Origin of the sequence: Microbacterium sp. NPDC091382 (assembly GCF_044757025.1) — a bacterium.
Classification (GTDB): Bacteria; Actinomycetota; Actinomycetes; order Actinomycetales; family Microbacteriaceae; genus Microbacterium.
This window is the reverse complement of the sequence record NZ_JBIVUD010000002.1, coordinates 430,836-451,042: the sequence shown is the minus strand read 5'-3', so window position 1 is coordinate 451,042 and position 20,207 is coordinate 430,836. Positions and strand designations below refer to the sequence as shown.

Annotated in this window: 17 protein-coding genes; all 17 read left to right on the top strand. The window is 70.9% G+C overall.

Features of this window, described 5'->3' with window-relative positions; genetic code table 11:
- The first annotated feature begins 312 nt into the window (after positions 1 to 312).
- The 17 genes from pyrR to ACIQLK_RS09560 all read left to right on the top strand — a co-directional run bounded on the left by pyrR (position 313) and on the right by ACIQLK_RS09560 (position 20,201).
- On the top strand, positions 313 to 843 hold the full coding sequence (pyrR, locus tag ACIQLK_RS09640; RefSeq protein ID WP_400364512.1) for a bifunctional pyr operon transcriptional regulator/uracil phosphoribosyltransferase PyrR: 531 nt from the start codon (positions 313 to 315) through the stop codon (positions 841 to 843).
- The gene (locus ACIQLK_RS09635) at positions 840 to 1,811 is read left to right on the top strand and encodes an aspartate carbamoyltransferase catalytic subunit (RefSeq protein WP_400364510.1); all 972 of its coding nucleotides are present in this window, start codon (positions 840 to 842) and stop codon (positions 1,809 to 1,811) included. Before pyrR ends, ACIQLK_RS09635 begins: the two co-directional genes overlap by 4 nt.
- On the top strand, positions 1,808 to 3,109 hold the full coding sequence (locus ACIQLK_RS09630; RefSeq protein ID WP_400364509.1) for a dihydroorotase: 1,302 nt from the start codon (positions 1,808 to 1,810) through the stop codon (positions 3,107 to 3,109). Before ACIQLK_RS09635 ends, ACIQLK_RS09630 begins: the two co-directional genes overlap by 4 nt.
- On the top strand, positions 3,106 to 3,639 hold the full coding sequence (locus ACIQLK_RS09625; RefSeq protein WP_400364507.1) for a hypothetical protein: 534 nt from the start codon (positions 3,106 to 3,108) through the stop codon (positions 3,637 to 3,639). The genes ACIQLK_RS09630 and ACIQLK_RS09625 overlap by 4 nt, the downstream gene beginning before the upstream one ends.
- On the top strand, positions 3,636 to 4,796 hold the full coding sequence (gene carA, locus ACIQLK_RS09620; protein ID WP_400364505.1) for a glutamine-hydrolyzing carbamoyl-phosphate synthase small subunit: 1,161 nt from the start codon (positions 3,636 to 3,638) through the stop codon (positions 4,794 to 4,796). Before ACIQLK_RS09625 ends, carA begins: the two co-directional genes overlap by 4 nt.
- Complete coding sequence (gene carB, locus ACIQLK_RS09615) at positions 4,789 to 8,076, top strand: carbamoyl-phosphate synthase large subunit (RefSeq protein WP_400364504.1); 3,288 nt, start codon at positions 4,789 to 4,791, stop codon at positions 8,074 to 8,076. The genes carA and carB overlap by 8 nt, the downstream gene beginning before the upstream one ends.
- Complete coding sequence (gene pyrF / locus ACIQLK_RS09610) at positions 8,073 to 8,936, top strand: orotidine-5'-phosphate decarboxylase (protein ID WP_400364503.1); 864 nt, start codon at positions 8,073 to 8,075, stop codon at positions 8,934 to 8,936. The genes carB and pyrF overlap by 4 nt, the downstream gene beginning before the upstream one ends.
- Positions 8,929 to 9,825: a guanylate kinase gene (gene gmk / locus ACIQLK_RS09605; protein ID WP_400364502.1), complete on the top strand. Its 897-nt coding sequence runs from the start codon at positions 8,929 to 8,931 to the stop codon at positions 9,823 to 9,825. The genes pyrF and gmk overlap by 8 nt, the downstream gene beginning before the upstream one ends.
- A gap of 86 nt (positions 9,826 to 9,911) precedes the next feature.
- On the top strand, positions 9,912 to 10,751 hold the full coding sequence (locus ACIQLK_RS09600) for an ABC transporter ATP-binding protein (RefSeq protein WP_400364501.1): 840 nt from the start codon (positions 9,912 to 9,914) through the stop codon (positions 10,749 to 10,751).
- On the top strand, positions 10,748 to 11,776 hold the full coding sequence (locus ACIQLK_RS09595; protein ID WP_400364499.1) for an aliphatic sulfonate ABC transporter substrate-binding protein: 1,029 nt from the start codon (positions 10,748 to 10,750) through the stop codon (positions 11,774 to 11,776). Before ACIQLK_RS09600 ends, ACIQLK_RS09595 begins: the two co-directional genes overlap by 4 nt.
- A 2-nt stretch (positions 11,777 to 11,778) precedes the next feature.
- Complete coding sequence (locus ACIQLK_RS09590; RefSeq protein ID WP_400364497.1) at positions 11,779 to 12,603, top strand: ABC transporter permease; 825 nt, start codon at positions 11,779 to 11,781, stop codon at positions 12,601 to 12,603.
- Entirely contained in the window at positions 12,600 to 14,615 is a 2,016-nt protein-coding gene (gene acs, locus ACIQLK_RS09585; protein WP_400364496.1) for an acetate--CoA ligase, read from the top strand. Before ACIQLK_RS09590 ends, acs begins: the two co-directional genes overlap by 4 nt.
- Before the next feature lie 44 nt (positions 14,616 to 14,659).
- Positions 14,660 to 15,997: an O-acetylhomoserine aminocarboxypropyltransferase/cysteine synthase family protein gene (locus ACIQLK_RS09580; RefSeq protein ID WP_400364495.1), complete on the top strand. Its 1,338-nt coding sequence runs from the start codon at positions 14,660 to 14,662 to the stop codon at positions 15,995 to 15,997.
- On the top strand, positions 15,994 to 16,572 hold the full coding sequence (locus tag ACIQLK_RS09575; protein WP_400364493.1) for a CoA-binding protein: 579 nt from the start codon (positions 15,994 to 15,996) through the stop codon (positions 16,570 to 16,572). The genes ACIQLK_RS09580 and ACIQLK_RS09575 overlap by 4 nt, the downstream gene beginning before the upstream one ends.
- 109 nt (positions 16,573 to 16,681) lie before the next feature.
- The gene (rpoZ, locus tag ACIQLK_RS09570; protein ID WP_064002061.1) at positions 16,682 to 16,936 is read left to right on the top strand and encodes a DNA-directed RNA polymerase subunit omega; all 255 of its coding nucleotides are present in this window, start codon (positions 16,682 to 16,684) and stop codon (positions 16,934 to 16,936) included.
- Positions 16,937 to 17,052: 116 nt separating this feature from the next.
- Positions 17,053 to 18,246, top strand: a complete 1,194-nt coding sequence (gene metK / locus ACIQLK_RS09565; RefSeq protein WP_400364492.1) for a methionine adenosyltransferase — start codon at positions 17,053 to 17,055, stop codon at positions 18,244 to 18,246.
- A 5-nt stretch (positions 18,247 to 18,251) separates the two neighbouring features.
- On the top strand, positions 18,252 to 20,201 hold the full coding sequence (locus ACIQLK_RS09560; RefSeq protein ID WP_400364490.1) for a primosomal protein N': 1,950 nt from the start codon (positions 18,252 to 18,254) through the stop codon (positions 20,199 to 20,201).
- Positions 20,202 to 20,207: the final 6 nt, after the last annotated feature.

Sequence of the window (20,207 nt, the reverse complement as noted above, 5' to 3'; positions counted from 1 at the left end):
CGCGCGAACGCAGATCTCCGCGGCACGGCTGGTGCTCATGCGAGGTGCAGGCCCTGGGCCAGAGCGCGCAGGAAGCGGTCCTGGACCTCGGGCCACCGATGCACGAGCGGAGATCCCGCCTCCCGCGGGCCGTGCGCCTGCGATCCGTCCTCGCGAAGGCGGATCTCCGCGGGAGGGACGGGGCGGGAGGGACGGCGCGGGACGGACGCCACGACGGGGACGGATGCCGCGAGCGCCAACCCGGCCCCGCTAGAGTGGTCTCGTACAAGCAACCTTTAACACCGTCCTGTGAGGCGGAGAAGGGAGCGGCGGATGACTTCGCGCACCGTCTTGCACGACGCTGACATCGCCCGCGCACTCACGCGCATCTCTCATGAGATCCTCGAGTCGAACAAGGGCCCCGACGGGCTCGTGCTTCTCGGGATCCCCACCCGCGGCGTCTTCCTCGCCGAGCGCATCGCCGCTCTCATCGCCTCGTTCACGGGCGTCACCGTCCCGGTCGGGTCGCTCGACGTCACGATGTACCGGGATGACCTGCACCGCAACCCGACGCGCACGCCGCGTCCGACGGAGATCCCCGCCGGCGGCATCGACGCGAAGACCGTCGTCCTCGTCGACGACGTGCTGTTCTCGGGGCGCTCCATCCGCGCCGCTCTCGACGCGCTCCAGGACATCGGTCGTCCCGCCGTCGTGCGGCTGGCGATCCTCGTGGACCGAGGTCACCGCGAGCTGCCCATCCGTCCGGACTTCGTCGGCAAGAACCTGCCCAGTTCGCGCGAGGAGCGCGTGAATGTGCGCCTCGCCGACGTCGACGGCGCCGAGGAGGTGACGATCGCCTCATGAGGCACCTCCTCGACACCCGCACCCTCGCCCGGGAGGACGCGCTCCGCATCCTCGACGTCGCCGAGGACATGCGCGACACGCAGTCCCGCGAGGTGAAGAAGCTCCCGACCTTGCGCGGCAAGACCGTCGTCAACCTGTTCTTCGAGGACTCGACACGCACCCGCATCTCCTTCGAAGCGGCCGCCAAGCGGCTCTCCGCCGATGTCATCAACTTCTCGGCGAAGGGCTCGTCGGTCTCCAAGGGCGAGTCCCTCCAGGACACGGCCCAGACCCTGCAGGCGATGGGCGCCGACGCGGTCGTCATCCGTCACGGGGCCTCGGGGGCGCCGCACACCCTCGCCACGAGCGGCTGGATCTCGGCGGGTGTCCTCAACGCCGGCGACGGCACGCACGAGCACCCGACGCAAGCGCTGCTCGACGCGTTCACGATCCGCAAGCGCTTCTTCGGCGACGACAGTCGTGGCCGGGACCTCGCCGGCCTCCACGTCGCGATCGTCGGCGACATCCTCCACTCGCGCGTCGCCCGCTCCAACGTCTGGCTGCTCACGACGCTCGGCGCCCGCGTGACGCTGGTGGCGCCTCCGACACTGGTCCCGCAGGACGTCTCGGCCTGGCCCGTCTCCGTGGTCTACGACCTCGACGACGCCATCGCCGACGCGCCGGACGCCGTCATGATGCTCCGCATCCAGCTGGAGCGGATGAACGCCGCCTATTTCCCCACTGAACGGGAATATTCGCGCCGGTGGGGATTGGATGCCGCGCGAGTGGCGTCGTTGCCGACCGCTAGCATTGTCATGCACCCCGGACCCATGAACCGGGGTCTGGAGATCTCCGCCGACGCCGCCGATTCACCCCGATCGACCGTGCTCGAACAGGTCGCCAACGGGGTGTCGGTCCGCATGGCGGCGCTGTACCTGCTCCTGGCGGGGGAGCGAACCACCACCCACCCACAGGAGGAGGCCCGATGAGCGAGAGCATCCTCATCCGCGGGGCGCGGATCGATGGCGGCGTCGCCGCGGACATCCTGATCCAGGACGGCGTGATCGCCGACCTCGGCACGGGTATCAGCGCGACGGGCGCACGGACGGTGGATGCCGAAGGTCTGATCGCGCTCCCCGGTCTCGTCGACCTGCACACCCACCTCCGCGAACCCGGTTACGAAGCGTCCGAGACGATCCTGTCGGGATCCCGCGCGGCCGCTGCCGGCGGCTTCACGACGGTGTTCGCCATGCCGAACACCTCACCGGTCGCCGATACGGCGGGCGTGGTCGAGCAGGAGCTCGCCTTGGGAGAGGCGGCCGGGTACGCACACGTGCAGCCGATCGGCGCCGTGACCGTCGGGCAGAAAGGCGAGCGGCTCGCCGAACTCGGGGCCATGGCGTCCTCGCGCGCCCGCGTCCGCGTCTTCAGCGACGACGGCTTCTGCGTCTTCGATCCGCTCATCATGCGGCGCGCCCTCGAGTATGTGAAGTCCTTCGACGGCGTCGTCGCACAGCACGCGCAGGACCCCCGGCTCACCGAGGGCGCTCAGATGAACGAGGGCACCGTGTCGGCCGAGCTGGGTCTCACCGGCTGGCCGGCCGTCGCCGAGGAGTCGATCATCGCGCGCGATGTGCTGCTCGCCGAGCACGTCGGCTCTCGCCTGCATGTCTGCCACCTCTCGACGGCGGGCTCCGTCGACCTCATCCGGTGGGCGAAGAAGCGCGGGATCAACGTCACCGCGGAGGTGACCCCCCACCACCTGCTGCTGACCGAGGACCTCGTCCGAGGTTACGACCCGCGGTTCAAGGTGAACCCGCCGCTGCGCCGGGACGAGGACGTGCGCGCCGTCCGCGAGGGACTGGCCGACGGCACGATCGACATCGTCGCCACCGATCACGCGCCGCACCCCGCTGAAGCCAAGACATGCGAGTGGCAGGCTGCGGCGAACGGCATGGTCGGTCTGGAATCGGCGCTCCGCGTCGTGCACGCGGCGATGGTGGACACCGGCATGCTCGAGTGGTCCGATGTCGTCCGCGTGATGTCGGCGGCCCCTGCGCGTATCGGCCGACTGGCGGATGCCGGGACCCCGATCGCGGTCGGAGCCCCGGCATCCCTCGTCCTCTACGACCTGTCCCCGGTCCGCGCATTCACGACGGACGACCTGCGTGGTCGCAGCGTGAACTCGCCCTACCTCGGGCGGGACCTGCCGGGCGAGGTCCGGGCGACGTTCTTCCGTGGCCGACAGACGGTCGCCGACGGCGCCGTCGTCGAGGTCCTCTCGTGACCCGCGAGGCCGCCGTCCTCGTCATGGTGGCGGTCGCCGTCGTGCTGATCGTGATCGGGCTCATCGCGTGGCGACGACGATCGAGGCGGGATGCGGGCCTGACCGCGCCGGTCTCCGACGTTCCCGGGGGAGCCGTCACGAGCCTCCGCTCGGAGGGCCTGTACGTCGCGACGACGCGTCACGACGATGCGCTCGAGCGTCTGGCCATCCGTGGGCTCGCATTCCGGTCCCGTGTCGACGTCACCGTCACGGACAGGGGCGTCGCCCTCGACCTGACCGGTCAGCCGCGGATCTTCCTGGCGGCGGACGACCTCGTGTCGGTCGGGCAGGCGACGGTCGCCATCGACCGGGTCGTCGAGCGCGACGGGCTCGTCCGGCTCACCTGGACCACCCCGGAGGGCACGGTCGTCGACAGCTACCTCCGCCCGCAGGACCTGTCCGCACGATCGCTCACCGACGCGATCGGTCGAGTCCTCCCCGCCACCCCCACTCCCACCTCTCCCCAGCAGATACCCGGAAGCGACGCATGAGTATCCAGAGATTCCAAGCTCCCGAACCCGCCGTCCTCGTCCTCGAAGACGGTTCCCGACACCCCGGGCACGCCTATGGCGCGCGCGGCACCACCCTCGGCGAGGTCGTCTTCGCGACCGCGATGACCGGCTACCAGGAGACCATCACCGACCCCTCCTACGCGGGGCAGATCGTTCTCCAGACCGCACCCCACATCGGCAACACCGGCATGAACGGCGAGGACCACGAATCCCGCCGCATCTGGGTCTCCGGCTACGTCGTCCGCGACCCCTCGCGCATCGTTTCCAACTGGCGAGCCGACCACTCGCTCGAGGACGCCCTCGTCCGCGACGGCATCGTCGGCATCAGCGGCGTCGACACCAGGGCCGTCACGCGCGTGCTCCGCTCCGCCGGGTCGATGCGCGGCGGCGTGTTCTCCGGGGACGCCGCAGAGCTCAGCGACGACGAGCAGCTGCGCATCGTGCGCGAGGCCCCCGAGATGAGCGGACAGAACCTGTCCGCGGATGTCTCCGTGCCCGCCGCCCAGGTGACCCCGGCTGTCGGCGACAAGATCGGCAACCTCGCGATCCTCGACCTCGGCGTCAAGCAGGCGACCGTCAACAACCTCGCCGGCCGCGGGTTCGAGGTCCACGTCCTGCCGCAGACGATCTCGTTCGCCGACATCCAGGCGGTCGACCCGGTCGCGGTCTTCTACTCGAACGGTCCCGGTGACCCCGCGGCATCCGATCGTCACGTCGCGCTCCTGCGCGAGGTCCTCGACGCGCGCCTGCCGTTCTTCGGCATCTGCTTCGGCAACCAGCTGTTCGGCCGGGCCCTCGGGTTCGGCACCTACAAGCTGCCGTTCGGGCACCGCGGCATCAACCAGCCGGTCCTCGACAAGACGACGGGCCGGGTCGAGATCACCGCGCACAACCACGGGTTCGCCGTCGACGCTCCCATCGAGGGCGTCATCGACAGCCCGAACGGCTATGGCCGCGTCGAGGTGAGCCACGTCGGCCTCAACGACAACGTGGTCGAGGGGCTCCGCGCCCTCGACCTGCCGGCGTTCAGCGTGCAGTACCACCCCGAGGCCGCCGCCGGCCCGCACGACGCCAACTACCTGTTCGACCGCTTCCGCGACCTCGTGGTCGCCAGCCAGGAGACGAAGAATGCCTAAGCGCGACGACATCCAGAGCGTCCTCGTCATCGGATCGGGCCCGATCGTCATCGGTCAGGCCTGCGAATTCGACTACTCCGGCACCCAGGCGTGCCGCGTGCTCCGCGAGGAGGGCGTGCGAGTCATCCTCGTGAACTCCAACCCGGCCACGATCATGACCGATCCCGACTTCGCCGACGCGACGTACGTCGAGCCGATCACCCCCGAGGTCATCGAGACGATCATCGCCAAGGAGAAGCCCGACGCGATCCTGCCGACCCTCGGCGGCCAGACCGCCTTGAATGCGGCGATGGCCCTGCACGACCGCGGCATCCTCGAGAAGTACGGCGTGGAGCTCATCGGCGCCAAGGTCGACGCGATCCGCAAGGGCGAGGACCGCCAGGTCTTCAAGGAGCTCGTCCTCGAGTCCGGTGCGGAGGTCGCGCGCAGCAAGATCGCCCACACCATGGACGACCTGCTCGCCGGTGCCGAGGAGCTCGGGTACCCGCTCGTCGTCCGTCCCTCCTTCACGATGGGCGGCCTCGGCTCCGGGTTCGCGTACGACGAGGAGGATCTCCGCCGCATCGGCGGCGCGGGTCTGCGCGACTCGCCCACGACTGAGGTTCTCCTCGAGGAGTCGATCCTCGGGTGGAAGGAGTACGAGCTCGAGCTCATGCGCGACACCGCCGACAACACGGTCGTCGTCTGCTCCATCGAGAACGTCGACCCCGTCGGCGTCCACACGGGTGATTCGATCACCGTCGCGCCCGCGCTGACGCTCACCGACCGCGAGTACCAGAAGCTCCGCGACATCGGCATCGACATCATCCGCGCCGTCGGCGTCGACACCGGCGGCTGCAACATCCAGTTCGCGGTCGACCCGGCGACGGGCCGGATCATCGTCATCGAGATGAACCCGCGCGTCTCGCGCTCGTCGGCTCTGGCGTCGAAGGCGACCGGGTTCCCGATCGCCAAGCTCGCGGCGAAGCTCGCCATCGGCTATCGCCTCGACGAGGTGCCCAACGACATCACGAAGGCGACGCCGGCGAGCTTCGAACCGACGCTCGACTACGTGGTCGTCAAGGTCCCGCGCTTCAACTTCGAGAAGTTCCCCGCCGCCGATACGACCCTCACGACCACCATGAAGTCGGTCGGCGAGGCGATGGCGATCGGCCGCAACTACACGACGGCGCTGCAGAAGGCGCTGCGGTCGCTCGAGAAGCGCGGATCCAGCTTCCACTGGGGCGCGGAGGACCGGTCCGTCGAGGAGCTGCTCGAGATCGCGAAGACGCCGACCGACGGCCGCATCGTCGTCCTGCAGCAGGCGCTCCGCAAGGGTGCCACGCTCGAGCAGGCGTTCGAGGCGACGGCGATCGACGCGTGGTTCCTGGACCAGATGATCCTCATCAACGAGGTCGCCGAGTACATCCGCGAGGCGGACGAGCTGACCGGGGACATCCTGCGCCTCGCGAAGGACCACGGCTTCAGCGACGCGCAGATCGGGGAACTCCGCGGTCTCGACGAGGCGGAGGTGCGCAGCATCCGACATGGTTTCGGCCTGCGCCCGGTCTACAAGACGGTCGACACGTGCGCCGGGGAGTTCCCGGCTCTCACGCCGTACCACTACTCCTCCTACGATCGCGAGACCGAGGTCACCCCGAGCGAGGGCCGCAAGGTCGTCATCATCGGCTCGGGCCCGAACCGCATCGGCCAGGGCGTCGAGTTCGACTACTCGTGCGTGCACGCCTCGTTCGCGCTGTCGGATGCGGGTTTCGAGACCATCATGGTCAACTGCAACCCCGAGACGGTGTCGACCGACTACGACACGAGCGACCGGCTGTACTTCGAACCGCTGACGCTCGAGGACGTCCTCGAGGTGCTCCACGCCGAGGCGCAGTCCGGTGAGATCGTCGGCGTCGTCTGCCAGCTCGGAGGCCAGACCCCGCTCGGTCTCGCGAAGGGGATCGAGGCCGCCGGCTACACGATCCTCGGCACCAAGCCCGCCGCCATCGACATCGCCGAGGAGCGTGAGCTCTTCTCGCAGCTGCTCGACCGCGCGGGGCTGACGGCGCCGCGTCACGGCACGGCGACCGACGAGGCCGGCGCGATCGCGATCGCCGAGGAGATCGGCTACCCGGTGCTCGTGCGCCCGAGCTTCGTGCTCGGCGGACGCGGCATGGAGATCGTCTACGACACCGCGAGCCTTCGCGACTACTTCGCGCGCACCGCCGACCAGGCGATCATCCGCGAGGATGCGCCTCTGCTGGTCGACCGCTTCCTCGACGACGCGGTGGAGATCGACGTCGACGCTCTCTTCGACGGCGAGCAGCTCTACATCGGCGGCGTCATGGAGCACCTCGAGGAGGCCGGCATCCACTCCGGCGACTCGTCGTGCACGCTGCCGCCCATGTCGCTCGGTCGCGGCGAGATCGATCGCGTCCGCGTCGCGACGCACGCCATCGCCGAAGGCGTGGGTGTGCGCGGTCTTCTGAACGTCCAGTTCGCCGTGTCGGCGGGCGTCCTCTACGTCATCGAGGCCAATCCGCGCGCGTCGCGCACCGTGCCGTTCGTGTCGAAGGCCCTCGGCATCCCGATGGCCAAGGCCGCGAGCCGCATCATGGCGGGCGCCTCGATCGCCGAGCTCATCGCCGAAGGGCTGCTGCCCGAGCAGGACGGCTCGCGCGTGCCGCTCGACGCGCCGGTCGCCGTGAAGGAGGCCGTGCTGCCCTTCAAGCGGTTCCGCACCGCCGACGGTCGCACCGTCGACTCCGTGCTCGGGCCCGAGATGCGCTCGACCGGTGAGGTCATGGGCATCGACCGCGACTTCCCGACGGCGTTCGCGAAGAGCCAGGCCGCGGCCTACGGCGGGATGCCGACCTCGGGGACCGTGTTCCTCTCGGTCGCCGACGACGACAAGCGCGCCGTCATCCTGCCGGCCCACCGACTGCAGGAACTCGGCTACACGCTCATCGCGACGGAGGGCACGGCGGAGATCCTCGCGCGCAACGGCATCCGGGTGGAAGTCGTCTCGAAGTACTCCGAGACGCAGGACTCGGGGGAGTCGAACGTCGTCGACCTCATCAACGCGGGCGAGATCGACATCGTCGTGAACACGCCGTCCGGCGGTATCGCCCGGGCCGACGGCTACGAGATCCGCGCCGCCGCCGTCGCCGCCGACAAGGCGCTGTTCACCACGATGGCCGTGCTCGGCGCAGCGGTGTCGGCGATGCCCGTCCTCCGGAACGGCTTCGACGTCCGCAGCCTGCAGGAGTACGCCGCCGACCGGAAGGCGACGGTGTGACCTCATTCGGTTCACGGTTGGCCGGGGCGGTCGACGCCCACGGCCCGCTGTGCGTCGGCATAGACCCCCACGCGTCGCTCCTCGACGCGTGGGGGCTCCCGGCATCCGCTGCGGGTGTCCGCGAGTTCGGCCTGCGCGTGGTGGATGCCGCGCGTAGCCGTGTGGGCGTGGTCAAGCCGCAGGTGGCGTTCTTCGAGCGTTACGGGTCCCGAGGCTTCGCCGCCCTCGAAGAGGTCATCGGGACGGCCCGTGCGGCGGGGCTGATCGTGATCGCCGATGCCAAGCGCGGCGACATCGGGACCACGATGGACGGCTACGCCGAGGCCTGGCTCTCGGCGGGGTCGCCGCTCGAGTCCGATGCGGTGACCGTGAGCCCCTACCTCGGGCCGGATTCGCTGCGCGGCACGATCGCGACGGCCGTTCGAGAGGGCAAGGGCGTGTACGTCCTCGCCGCGACGAGCAACCCCGAGGCCGCGGGGCTCCAGTCCGCCGAGATCACGGCGGTCGACGCCGAGCGCGGGCAGACTGTCGCGGACTGGGTCGCGCAGCGCGCCGGGTCGGCGAACTCGTCGGCGGTCGTGGGGGAGGACCGATTCGGTCCGGTGGGCTTCGTCGTCGGGGCTACAGTGGAGCGCGCAGATCTGGGACTGACGGATGCCGCGCTGCACCGCGCGTCCCTCCTCGCCCCCGGATTCGGAGCGCAGGGTGCCCGCCTTCGCGACATCTCCGAGCGGTTCGGCGCCCTGGCGCCCCAGGTGCTCGCGAGCGCCAGCCGCAGCATTCTCGGTGCCGGTCCCGACGGGATCGCCGCCGCCATCGACACCCACAACTCCGAACTCCAGGACGCCCGACATGCCTGACTCCCGCACCCCTCCCGAGGTCGATCGCGCCGCTGCGTCGCGTCGCGCCGTCGCCGCCCGCCGCGAGCGTGCGGCGCTCAAGCGCGACGTGTCGACCCGCGTCATCAGCCCGCAGGACCTCCTGCGCCGCGCGTGGGCCGAGCCGCAGTCCGCGGCCGCGGCGATGCGGGTGACGGAGTTCCTCACCGCGATCCCGGCGATCGGCGAGGGCAAGCGCGACCGCATCCTCGCAGACCTGCAGATCGCCCCGGTGAAGAAGATCGGCGGTCTGGGCATCCGTCAGCGTCAGGTGCTGCAGGACTACCTCGACAAGCGCCTGCCCGAGCCGCGTGCACGCGAGGCCCGAAGCCGGCTGATCGTCCTCGCCGGTCCCACAGCGGTGGGCAAGGGAACCGTTGCGGCGCACATCAAGGAGCACCACCCCGAGATCCTGCTGTCGGTGTCGGCGACCACGCGACCCCCGCGGCCCGGCGAGGTCGAGGGCGAGCACTACTACTTCGTCGATGACGCGGAGTTCGACCGGCTGGTCGCCGACGGCGAGCTCCTCGAATACGCGACGGTGCACAATGCCTACCGTTACGGCACGCCGCGGCGGCCGATCGATGCGGCCCTCGCGGAGGGGCGGACGGTGCTCCTGGAGATCGATCTGCAGGGCGCCCGCCAGGTGCGTGCGGCTGCTCCCGACGCGACGCTCGTCTTCCTCCTGCCGCCCAGCTGGGACGAGCTCGTGAACCGGCTCGTGGGGCGCGGAACCGAGGGCGAAGAGGAGCGGGCTCGTCGGCTCAAGACCGCACGCGTCGAGCTCGCGTCGCAGGGCGAATTCGACTACCGCGTTGTCAACGACGACGTCGCGCGCGCCGCGGCCGAGGTCGCGCGACTCGCCCACTGATCCTCGGCGCGGCATCCCGGAGCGCTTCGTTTCACATCGTTACGCCCCGATGCGGGTGCTGCCTCGGCGTCCGGGAAGCTGGACTCATGTCCGCCGTCCTCACCGCCTCCGACGCCGTCGGGAGCACGCCCGCGCCCCGGGGTGCCGTGTCGCTGTCGGATGTCCGACGGACTTTCGCGGGCGCCAAGGGGGCCGTCCCGGTCCTGCGCGGCGTGGACCTCGCCATCGAACCCGGCGAGATCGTCGCGATCGTCGGACCGTCCGGGTGCGGCAAGTCGACGCTCCTCCGGCTGCTCGCCGGTCTCGACGCGCCGTCGGCCGGCACCGTGACCGTCGACGGCACACCTCTGCGCGACACCGACGAGCGCACCGCCGTCGCCTTCCAGGAACCGCGTCTGCTGCCGTGGCGCACGATCAGCCAGAACGTGGCGCTCGGGATGCCGCGCGGCACCGCGCGAGCCACCGCGTCCGCACGCGTGGCGGAGCTGCTGGACCTCGTAGGTCTGACTGGCGCCGCCTCGCTCCGTCCGCGAGAGGTGTCCGGCGGCATGGCGCAGCGGGCCTCCCTCGCGCGCGCCCTCGCCCGCGGTCCTGAAGTACTGCTGCTCGATGAGCCGTTCGGAGCGCTCGATGCGCTGACCCGGCTCCGCATGCAGGACCTGCTCCTCGACATCCATTCCGCCGAACCCACCACCGTCGTCCTCGTGACGCACGACGTGGAGGAGGCCCTGTACCTGGCCGATCGTGTGCTTCAGCTGCGCGCGATCGACGCCGACGCCGAGGACGCCTCGATCGCCCGAGTGATCGAGGTCCCCGGCATCCGTCCCCGTGACCGCGCCGATCGCGGCTTCACGGACCTTCGCGCCGAGCTCCTCGACGGACTCGGCGTCGACACCCACCGCTCAACCCTTCAGGAGACCCGATGAGCACCGTCGTCCGCCGCACCGTTCCCGCCCTCGCCGTGGGTGCCGTGGTGATGCTCATGGCGACGGGATGCCTCGCCGGCGAGAACGCGAGCTCCACCTCGGGCGGCGCGAGCGCAGGATCGTGGTCGACCGACACGCTCTCGATCGACTTCGCCACCTACAACCCGCTGAGCCTCGTCGTGAAGGACCAGGGCCTCATCGAGAAGGCGCTCGGTGACGACGTCGACGTCGAGTGGACGCAGTCCGCCGGATCGAACAAGGCGAACGAGCTGCTCCGCGCCGGAGCCCTCGACGTCGGCTCCACCGCCGGCTCGGCGGCGCTGCTCGCCCGGGCGAACGGCTCGCCCATCAAGGTGATCGACGTCTACTCGCAGCCCGAATGGTCGGCCATCGTCGTCGGGCCGAACAGCGACATCAGTTCGGTCGCCGACCTGAAGGGCAAGAAGATCGCGGCGACGAGCGGAACCGACCCGTACTTCTTCCTGCTGCAGGCGCTCGAGACCGAGGGCCTCAGCGTCGCGGACGTCGACGTGCAGAACCTGCAGCACGCGGACGGCCGCGCGGCCCTCGACGGCGGCTCGGTCGACGCCTGGGCGGGCCTCGACCCGATCATGGCGGCCGCCGAGGTCGAGTCCGGCGACAAGCTCATCTACCGGAACGTCGACTTCAACTCCTACGGGTTCCTCAATGCGACCGAGGAGTTCCTTTCCGACCACGAAGACGTCGCGCAGGTCGTCGTGGACGCCTACGAGGAGGCCCGCACGTGGGCGCTCGCGCACCCCGACGAGACCGCGGCGCTCCTCGCGAAGGTGGCCGGCATCGACCCGAAGGTCGCCACGACGGTCATCGGCGAGCGCTCGAACCTCGACGTCAGTGGCATCCCGGGCGACGCGCAGCTCGCCGTCCTGAAGAAGATCGCCCCTGTCCTCGTGGACTCCGATGCCGTAACCGGCGGGCAGAGTGCCGTCGACACCGCGCTCGACACGATCATCGAGCCGACGTTCGCCGAGAAGGCAGCGGGCTGACGATGACGGCATCCGTCGACGCGACCGCCACCGCCGCAGCGCCCTCGGGCGCCGCGGCGGTGCGGCCGTTCTGGTCGCGGACGAGTGTCCGCATCGTCGGGGGGCTCGTCGTCCCGGTCGCCGTCCTGGCGCTCTGGCAGGCCGTGACGGGGCTCGGGCTCATCCCCGCCTACCGCCTTCCGGCTCCGATGGACGTCGTCAACGCGGCCATCCAGCTCGCGGACGACGGGGCGCTGTGGAACCACGTCGCGATCTCGGTGCAGCGTGTCGTCCTCGGGTTCGCGTTCGGATCGCTCGTCGGGCTGGCGGTGGCGGCCATCGTGGGGCTGACCCGATCCGGCGATGTGCTCCTGAGCCCGATCCTGGCGGCATTCCGCGCCATCCCCTCCCTCGCGCTCGTTCCGCTGCTCCTGCTCTGGTTGGGGATCGGAGAGAACTCGAAGGTCACTCTCGTCGCGATCGGTGCGTTCTTCCCACTGTTCACGACGGTTGCGGGCGCTCTGCGCCACGTCGATCCTCAGTTGGTGGAGATGGGCCGGTCGTTCGGCCTCCGCGGCTGGGAGTTGTTCCGCTCGGTACAACTGCCGGCAACGGTTCCCGCCGTGATCTCCGGTCTGCGCCTCGCTCTTGCACAGGCCTGGCTCTTCCTCGTAGCCGCGGAACTCCTCGCAGCCTCGATGGGGCTCGGGTTCCTCCTCACCGACGCGCAGAGCACCGGCCGCGTCGACCGCATCTTCCTCGCCATCGTCATCCTCGCGGCACTCGGCACGCTGTCGAACGGGCTCGTGACGCTGCTCCAGCGCCGAGTCCTCAGGAGATGGGCATGACGGCGCACACCGCAGACGAGCTCCGCCTCGTCGAGACCCGCGCCTACCCCGCCCCGGAGGCCTTCGCCACGGAGGCCAATGTGACGGCGTCCGCGTACACGGATGCCGCGGCCGACCCGATCGCGTTCTGGGAGGACGCCGCCCGGCGGCTCGACTGGCGGACTCCGTGGCACACCGCGCTCGACTGGCGGCCGCCGGTGCGCGACGCCGACGGCGCGCTCTCGATCCCCGCCGCCCGGTGGTTCGACGGCGGCACCTTGAACGTCGCCGCCAACTGCGTCGACCGTCACGTCGATGCCGGGCGCGGCGAGAAGGTCGCGCTCTACTTCGAGGGCGAGCCGGGCGACCGCATCCCCGTCACCTACGCCGACCTCCAGCGCCGCGTGTCGCAGGCCGCGAATGCCCTCATCGCCCTCGGCATCCAGCCCGGTGATCGCGTCGTCGTCTATCTGCCGGTCCTCGTCGAGACGGTCGTCATCGCGCTCGCCTGCGCGCGCATCGGGGCGGTGCACTCCCTCGTGTTCGGCGGCTTCTCGGCCGAGGCGGTGCGGTTCCGGCTCGAGGACACCGGCGCGAAGCTCCTCGTCACGAGCGACGGCCAGTTCCGCCGTGGGGGAGCGGTCGAGGTCAAATCAGCCGCCGACACCGCCGCCGCGGGCTTGCCGGCGCTCGAGCACGTCCTCGTCGTCCGGCGCACCGGCAGCGATGTGGCCTGGACGCCTGGACGCGACGTCTGGTGGCACGACGTCGTCGACACCGCGTCGGCCGTCCACGAGGCGACGCCGTTCGACGCCGAGCATCCGCTCTTCATCATCTACACATCGGGAACGACCGGGAAGCCGAAGGGCCTCGTCCACACTTCGGGCGGGTACCTCGCGCACGCGAGCTGGGCCCACTGGGCCCACTTCGATGCGAAGCCCCACGACGTGCACTGGTGCACTGCCGACCTCGCGTGGGTCACGGCGCACACCTACGAGATCTACGGACCGCTGTCGAACGGCCTCACCCAGGTCATCTACGAGGGGACGCCGGACGCGCCCCACCGGGAGCGGCACCTCGAGATCATCGAGCGGTACGGCGTCACCGTGTACTACACGGCGCCCACTCTCATCCGCACCTTCATGACCTGGTTCGGCGAAGAGCTCCCCGAGGGGCACGACCTGTCGAGCATCCGTCTGCTCGGTACCGTCGGCGAGGCGATCAACCCCGTCGCGTGGGCGTGGTTCCGGCGCGCCTTCGGGCGCGACGAGGTCCCCGTGGTCGACACCTGGTGGCAGTCCGAGACCGGCGCCGCGATGATCGCCCCGCTCCCGGGAGCCACGACACTGAAGCCGGGTTCGGCCAGCGTTCCACTGCCCGGGATCGATGCCGCGGTGGTGGACCCCGACGGACGCGAGGTCGATGCGGGTCGGTCCGGGACGCTCGTCGTCCGCCGGCCGTGGCCGGGAATGGCGCGGACGGTGTGGGGCAACCCGGAGCGGTACCGCGACTCGTACTGGTCCACCTACGCCGGCCACGGTGATCACGGCGGGTACTACGTCGCCGGCGACGGGGCGACTCGCGACGCCGACGGCCACATCTGGATCCTCGGTCGCCTCGACGACGTCGTGAACGTCTCCGGCCATCGGCTGTCGACGATCGAGATCGAATCAGCGCTCGTCGCACACGCCTCGGTCGGCGAGGCCGGCACGACGGGTGTGGTCGATCCCCTGACCGGCCACGCCGTCGCCGCGTTCGTCGTGCCTTCCGGGACGGGGGAACCGGATGCCGCCGACCTCCGCGCGCACGTCGCCCGCGAGATCGGCCCGGTCGCGAAGCCGCGTCACGTGGTCGTCGTCCCCGACCTCCCGAAGACCCGCTCCGGCAAGATCCTCCGCCGCCTGCTCGCTCAGCTGTGGGAGGCCGAGCAGGACCGACGCGCCGGACGCGAACCCGCGCCCCTCGGCGACACCACATCGCTCCAGAACCCCGACGCCGTCGCCCGGATCGCCGCCGCCCTGGCCGCGGCCTGACCCGCGGCATCCACCTCGCGGCTCCCATCTGCCAGAAAGAGACCATGACCGACGAACACCGCTTCGGATTCCGCACGCGCGCCCTCCACGCCGGCGGCACGCCGGACGCCGCCACCGGCGCCCGCGCCGTCCCGATCTATCAGACCTCGTCGTTCGTCTTCGACGACGCGACCGATGCTGCGAACCTGTTCGCGCTGCAGAAGTACGGCAACATCTACTCGCGCATCGGCAACCCGACGGTCGCGGCGCTGGAGGAGCGCCTGGCGTCGCTCGAGGGCGGTATCGGGGCGGTGGCGACCGCGTCGGGGATGAGCGCCGAGTTCATCACCTTCGCCGCGCTCGTGGGCGTCGGCGACCACGTCGTCGCGTCTGCTCAGCTCTACGGCGGCACGGTCACCCAGCTCGACGTGACACTCCGCCGGTTCGGCGTCGACACGACCTTCGTCGCCTCGAGCGATCCGGCCGACTACGCGGCGGCGATCCGCCCCGACACGAAGGTCCTCTACGTCGAGACCATCGGCAACCCGTCGGGGGAGATCGCCGACATCGAGGGCCTCGCCGAGGTCGCCCACGCAGCCGGCATCCCGCTCGTCGTCGACTCGACCCTCGCGACCCCCTACCTCGCGCGCCCGCTCGAGCACGGTGCGGACATCGTCATCCACTCGGTGACGAAGTTCCTCGGCGGCCACGGCACGACCCTCGGCGGCGTCGTGATCGAAAAGGGCACGTTCGACTGGGGCAACGGCAAGTTCCCGCAGATGACCGAACCTGTCGCTTCCTACGGCGGAATCAGATGGTGGGACAACTTCGGCGAGTACGGCTTCCTCACCAAGCTCCGGAGCGAGCAGCTCCGCGACATCGGTGCGGCCCTCAGTCCGCACTCGGCCTTCCTGCTGCTGCAGGGCATCGAGACCCTGCCGCAGCGCATCGACGCGCACGGTGCGAACGCGCGCATCGTCGCCGAGTGGCTCGACTCCGACCCGCGGGTCTCGTTCGTCACGTGGGCGGGCTTGCCGGATCACCCCCACCGTGCCCGGGCCGAGAAGTACCTCCCGCTCGGGCCGGGTTCGGTCTTCGCGTTCGGGGTCAAGGCCGGGGGCGACGCCGCGAGCGAGGACGAACGCGTCGCCGCGGGACGCCGCGCGGGGGAGGCCGTCATCGACGCGTTGCAGCTGGCCTCGCACCTCGCGAACATCGGCGACGCCCGCACCCTCGTCATCCACCCTGCTTCGACGACGCACCAGCAGCTCAGCGCCGACCAGCTCGTCGCCGCCGGCGTACCCGCCGACCTCATCCGCATCTCGGTGGGTCTCGAGGACCCCGAGGACATCGTGTGGGACCTCGATCAGGCCCTCACCGCCGCGACAGGAGTCTCCCGATGACCGACGCGAACGTCTGCGCCGTGCCGCAGCCCGCCCCGACCGAGGGAGTCGCGTGCGCACTTCCCGGCGCTGCCCCGGCCGCCCACCCCGAGCGCACCTGGCCCGCCGCCGGCCCCCAGGAGCGGTTCGAGATCCTCCGCCGGGCGAAGTCGATCGCGATCGTGGGCGCCTCCGACAACCCGGCCCGTGCGAGCTACTTCGTCGCGACGTATCTGAGCGGCAGCTCGCCGTACGACGTATACTACGTCAACCCGCGTGCGAGCGAGATCCTGGGGCAGCCCGCCTACGCATCTCTCGCCGACCTCCCCGTCGTCCCCGACATCGTCGACGTCTTCCGCAAGCACGACGACCTGCCCGGTGTCGCGCAGGAGGCGGTGGATGCCGGTGCCTCGACGCTCTGGCTGCAGCTCGGCTCGTGGCACGAGGGCGCCGCGAAGATCGCCGCCGACGCGGGGTTGTCGGTCGTCATGGACCGGTGCGTCAAGATCGAGCACGCGCGCTTCCACGGGGGTCTGCACCTCGCGGGCTTCGACACCGGGGTCCTCAGCTCGAAGCGGCAGCTCCTCAGCCGCTGAGGCGCTGCGCGTCGCCGGTGCGGCGCGACCTGTAGACTGGGGGGATGCCGCGCCGCATCCGCGCGCGTTCCGGCAGACGATCTCTCCTCACCGATCCTGGAGGACCACCATGGCCAACCGTGACCAGGGCATCATCGACCCGCCCATCGACGCACTGCTCGACAAGGTCGACTCGAAGTACCAGCTCGTCATCTACGCATCCAAGCGGGCGCGTCAGATCAACGACTACTACTCGGACCTCCACGAGGGCAACCTGTTCGACAACGTGGGCCCGCTCGTCGACTCGAACGTCGAGGACAAGCCCCTGACGATCGCGCTTCACGAGATCCACGAGGACAAGCTGCGCCTGCGCGCGGCCGAGTGATCTCGACGTCATGACCCCGACGCCACACGGCGTCATCCTCATGCCCGCGTGTCCCCCGTGTCGGGGACCGCGGGCATGATGGTTTTCACACCCCCGATCCGCCCTCTGGAGGACCGATGAGCGCGCTGCGCCTGTTCACGTCGGAGTCCGTGACCGAAGGTCACCCCGACAAGATCTGCGACCAGATCTCCGACAGCATCCTCGATGCCCTCCTCGCCGTCGACCGCAGCAGCCGCGTCGCCGTCGAGACCCTCGTGACGACCGGTCTCGTGCACGTCGCCGGCGAGGTCCGCACCGACGGCTACGTCGATATCCCGGGCATCGTCCGCCGCGTCGTGAACCGCATCGGGTACACCTCGTCGGAGACCGGTTTCGACGGCGACTCGTGCGGTGTGACGGTGTCCATCGGCGAGCAGTCCGGCGACATCGCCGCGGGCGTCGACAACGCGCTCGAGCACCGTGAGGGCGGTTCCGTCGACCCCGTCGACGCGCTCGGTGCCGGGGATCAGGGCATCATGTTCGGCTACGCGACGAACGAGACCCCCTCGTACATGCCCACCGCCATCTGGACGGCTCATCGCCTGGCGGAGCGGCTCACGGACGCCCGCCGCAGCGGCGCGCTTCCCTTCCTGCGCCCCGACGGCAAGACGCAGGTGACGCTCGGCTACGACGGCACGACGCCGCGCACCGTCGACACGGTCGTCCTGTCCACGCAGCACCACCCCGACATCTCGCTCCCTGCGCTGCGCGCCGCCGTGCAGGCGGAGGTCATCGACCCCGTCCTCGCGCAGACCGGGCTGGATGTGTCGGACGTCCGCTACGTCATCAACCCCGCCGGGCCCTTCGTCGTCGGCGGCCCGAAGGGCGACGCGGGACTGACGGGCCGCAAGATCATCATCGACACGTACGGCGGCGCCGCGCGCCACGGCGGCGGGGCCTTCAGCGGCAAGGACCCGTCCAAGGTCGACCGCTCCGCCGCGTACGCGATGCGCTGGGTCGCCAAGAACGCCGTCGCGGCGGGACTCGCCGACCGGCTCGAGGTGCAGGTCGCCTACGCCATCGGTCGCGCCGCCCCCGTCGGGCTGTACGTCGAGACCTTCGGGACGGGTCACGTGTCGGACGAGAAGATCACCGCCGCGATCCGCGAGTCGTTCGACCTGCGCCCGCAGGCGATCATCGACGACCTCGACCTCCTGCGCCCCCTCTACGCCCAGACCGCCGCGTACGGCCACTTCGGGCGCGAACTCCCCGAGTTCACGTGGGAGCGCACGGACCGCGTCGACGCCTTGCGGGCCGCTGTCGGGCTCTGACGCCCGTGATCGCCGTCGCGCGGATCCTCCTCGATTCGCCGCTTCCTCAGCTGGACCGTCTGTTCGACTACGCCGTCCCCGAATCGCTGGACGCCGACGCCCGACCGGGGGTGCGGGTGAAGGTGCCCCTGCGCAGCGCAGGCCGGACGGTCGAGGGGTGGGTCATCGAGCGCGCGGAGGTGGAGCCCGGGGGGCGACCGCTGTCCGAGCTGGCATCCGTCGTCTCTGCGGTCCCCGTCCTCCCCGCGTCGCTGTACGCACTCGCGCGCCGCGTCGCGGACCGCGCCGCGGGTTCGGCGAGCGACGTTCTGCGTCTCGCGATCCCGAAGCGCATGGTACGGGCCGAGAAGGCCTGGGCGGCCGCCGACCCCGTCGAGCGACCACGGGTGGAGCCGGATGCCGCGGCCCGCGCACGCGACCTCGCGACGACGTATCCGGGGCTCGCCGATGCGGTCCTCGCGGGGGAGCGCATCGCCCTGGACGCGCCGCCCCACCCCACGCCGGGCGCCCTGCGCGGGGCATGGTCCGACCTGCTGGCGGCGCTCGCGGCGCTCGTGCTGGAGTCGGGACGGAGCGCTCTCATCGTCGTCCCGGATCACCGCGACCAGTCGCAGATCCTCGAAGCCCTCGAGAGCCTGGTTCCGAACGAGGCCGTCGTCCGCGACGACGCCCGGCGGTCCGGCCCGGAGCGATTCGCCGCTTACCTGCGGCTGCTGAGCCCCGCACCGTGCATCGTGGTCGGCAACCGGTCGACGGTGTACGCACCGGCGCACGACGTCGGTGCGGTGTTCGTCTGGGACGACGGCGATACCCTCCTCGCCGAGCCTCTCAGCCCCGGCGTGCACGCGCGGGACGCCGCCCTGGTCCGCCAGGAGGAAGAGCACTCCGCCCTCGTCTTCGCCGGGCACACCCGGACGAGCGACGTCGAGCGTCTGGTGCAGCTCGGCTGGGTGCGCGATGTCCCCGCGGCACGGCGGGCGAGTCCCCGTGTCGTCCTGTCCGCGACCCACGAGGCGGAGCATCGGGGAGCGCGCGTCCCGTCTGCGGCGTTCGCGGCGGCGCGGGAGGCGCTCCAGCAGGGCCCGGTCCTGGTCCAGGTGGCCCGACCCGGGTACTCGCCGGTCCTCGTCTGTGCGGAATGCCGGACGCCGGCGCGGTGCCGGCACTGCTCTGGCCCGCTCCGGGCCCGCCGACCCGGCGCGACCCCCGACTGCGGGTGGTGCGGCAGGTCCGCGCCGAACTGGAGCTGCGCCAACTGCTCCGGAACCCGCTTCCGGATGGCGTCGTCGGGCAGCGAGCGGACGGCGGACGAACTCGGTCGGGCGTTCCCCGGCATCCGCGTCATCGTCGCCGACGGCGACCATCCCGTCGCGGCGGTGGACGGCCGGCCAGCCCTCGTGATCGCGACGCGCGGTGCGGAACCCCCCGCGGAAGGGGGGTACCGCGCGGTCATCCTCCTCGACGGCGACAAGATGCTCATGGCCGAGCAGCTGCGCATCGGTGAGTCATGCCTCCGGTGGTGGTCGAACGCCGCTGCGCTTGCGGCCCCCGGCGCGCCCGTGCACCTCGTCGGCGTGACCGGCCCCGTCGCTCGAGCTCTGGCGACCTGGACCCAGGCCGCCTACGCCCGGGCGGAGCTCGCCGACCGGGCACCGCTGCTGATGCCGCCCACCGTCCGGGTCGCCGCGGTCGAGGGAGCCGCGGCATCCGTCGACCGTGCGCTCACGGAGCTGCGCGAGACGGTGCCGGATCTCGGTCCGCTCGCCGTGCTCGGCCCCGTTCCGACCGAGGACGGTGCGCGGGCGCTCGTGCGGGTCGACTACGCCCACGGTCGCGCCGTCGCGGAGCAGCTGCGTGCCTCCGTGGTCGCCGACGCCGTCCGCGGCCGGCGTCGGGGTCCGGGGCCCCGGACTACACTCAGGGTTCGGCTCGATGTGCCCGAGCTCGATCTGTGAGGACCT

Coding starts and splice junctions, on each gene's coding strand:
- pyrR (WP_400364512.1), top strand. CDS start 313: ATGACTTCGCGCACCGTCTTGCACGACGCTGACATCGCCCGCGCACTC.
- ACIQLK_RS09635 (WP_400364510.1), top strand. CDS start 840: ATGAGGCACCTCCTCGACACCCGCACCCTCGCCCGGGAGGACGCGCTC.
- ACIQLK_RS09630 (WP_400364509.1), top strand. CDS start 1,808: ATGAGCGAGAGCATCCTCATCCGCGGGGCGCGGATCGATGGCGGCGTC.
- carA (WP_400364505.1), top strand. CDS start 3,636: ATGAGTATCCAGAGATTCCAAGCTCCCGAACCCGCCGTCCTCGTCCTC.
- carB (WP_400364504.1), top strand. CDS start 4,789: ATGCCTAAGCGCGACGACATCCAGAGCGTCCTCGTCATCGGATCGGGC.
- gmk (WP_400364502.1), top strand. CDS start 8,929: ATGCCTGACTCCCGCACCCCTCCCGAGGTCGATCGCGCCGCTGCGTCG.
- ACIQLK_RS09600 (WP_400364501.1), top strand. CDS start 9,912: ATGTCCGCCGTCCTCACCGCCTCCGACGCCGTCGGGAGCACGCCCGCG.
- ACIQLK_RS09595 (WP_400364499.1), top strand. CDS start 10,748: ATGAGCACCGTCGTCCGCCGCACCGTTCCCGCCCTCGCCGTGGGTGCC.
- ACIQLK_RS09590 (WP_400364497.1), top strand. CDS start 11,779: ATGACGGCATCCGTCGACGCGACCGCCACCGCCGCAGCGCCCTCGGGC.
- acs (WP_400364496.1), top strand. CDS start 12,600: ATGACGGCGCACACCGCAGACGAGCTCCGCCTCGTCGAGACCCGCGCC.
- ACIQLK_RS09580 (WP_400364495.1), top strand. CDS start 14,660: ATGACCGACGAACACCGCTTCGGATTCCGCACGCGCGCCCTCCACGCC.
- ACIQLK_RS09575 (WP_400364493.1), top strand. CDS start 15,994: ATGACCGACGCGAACGTCTGCGCCGTGCCGCAGCCCGCCCCGACCGAG.
- rpoZ (WP_064002061.1), top strand. CDS start 16,682: ATGGCCAACCGTGACCAGGGCATCATCGACCCGCCCATCGACGCACTG.
- metK (WP_400364492.1), top strand. CDS start 17,053: ATGAGCGCGCTGCGCCTGTTCACGTCGGAGTCCGTGACCGAAGGTCAC.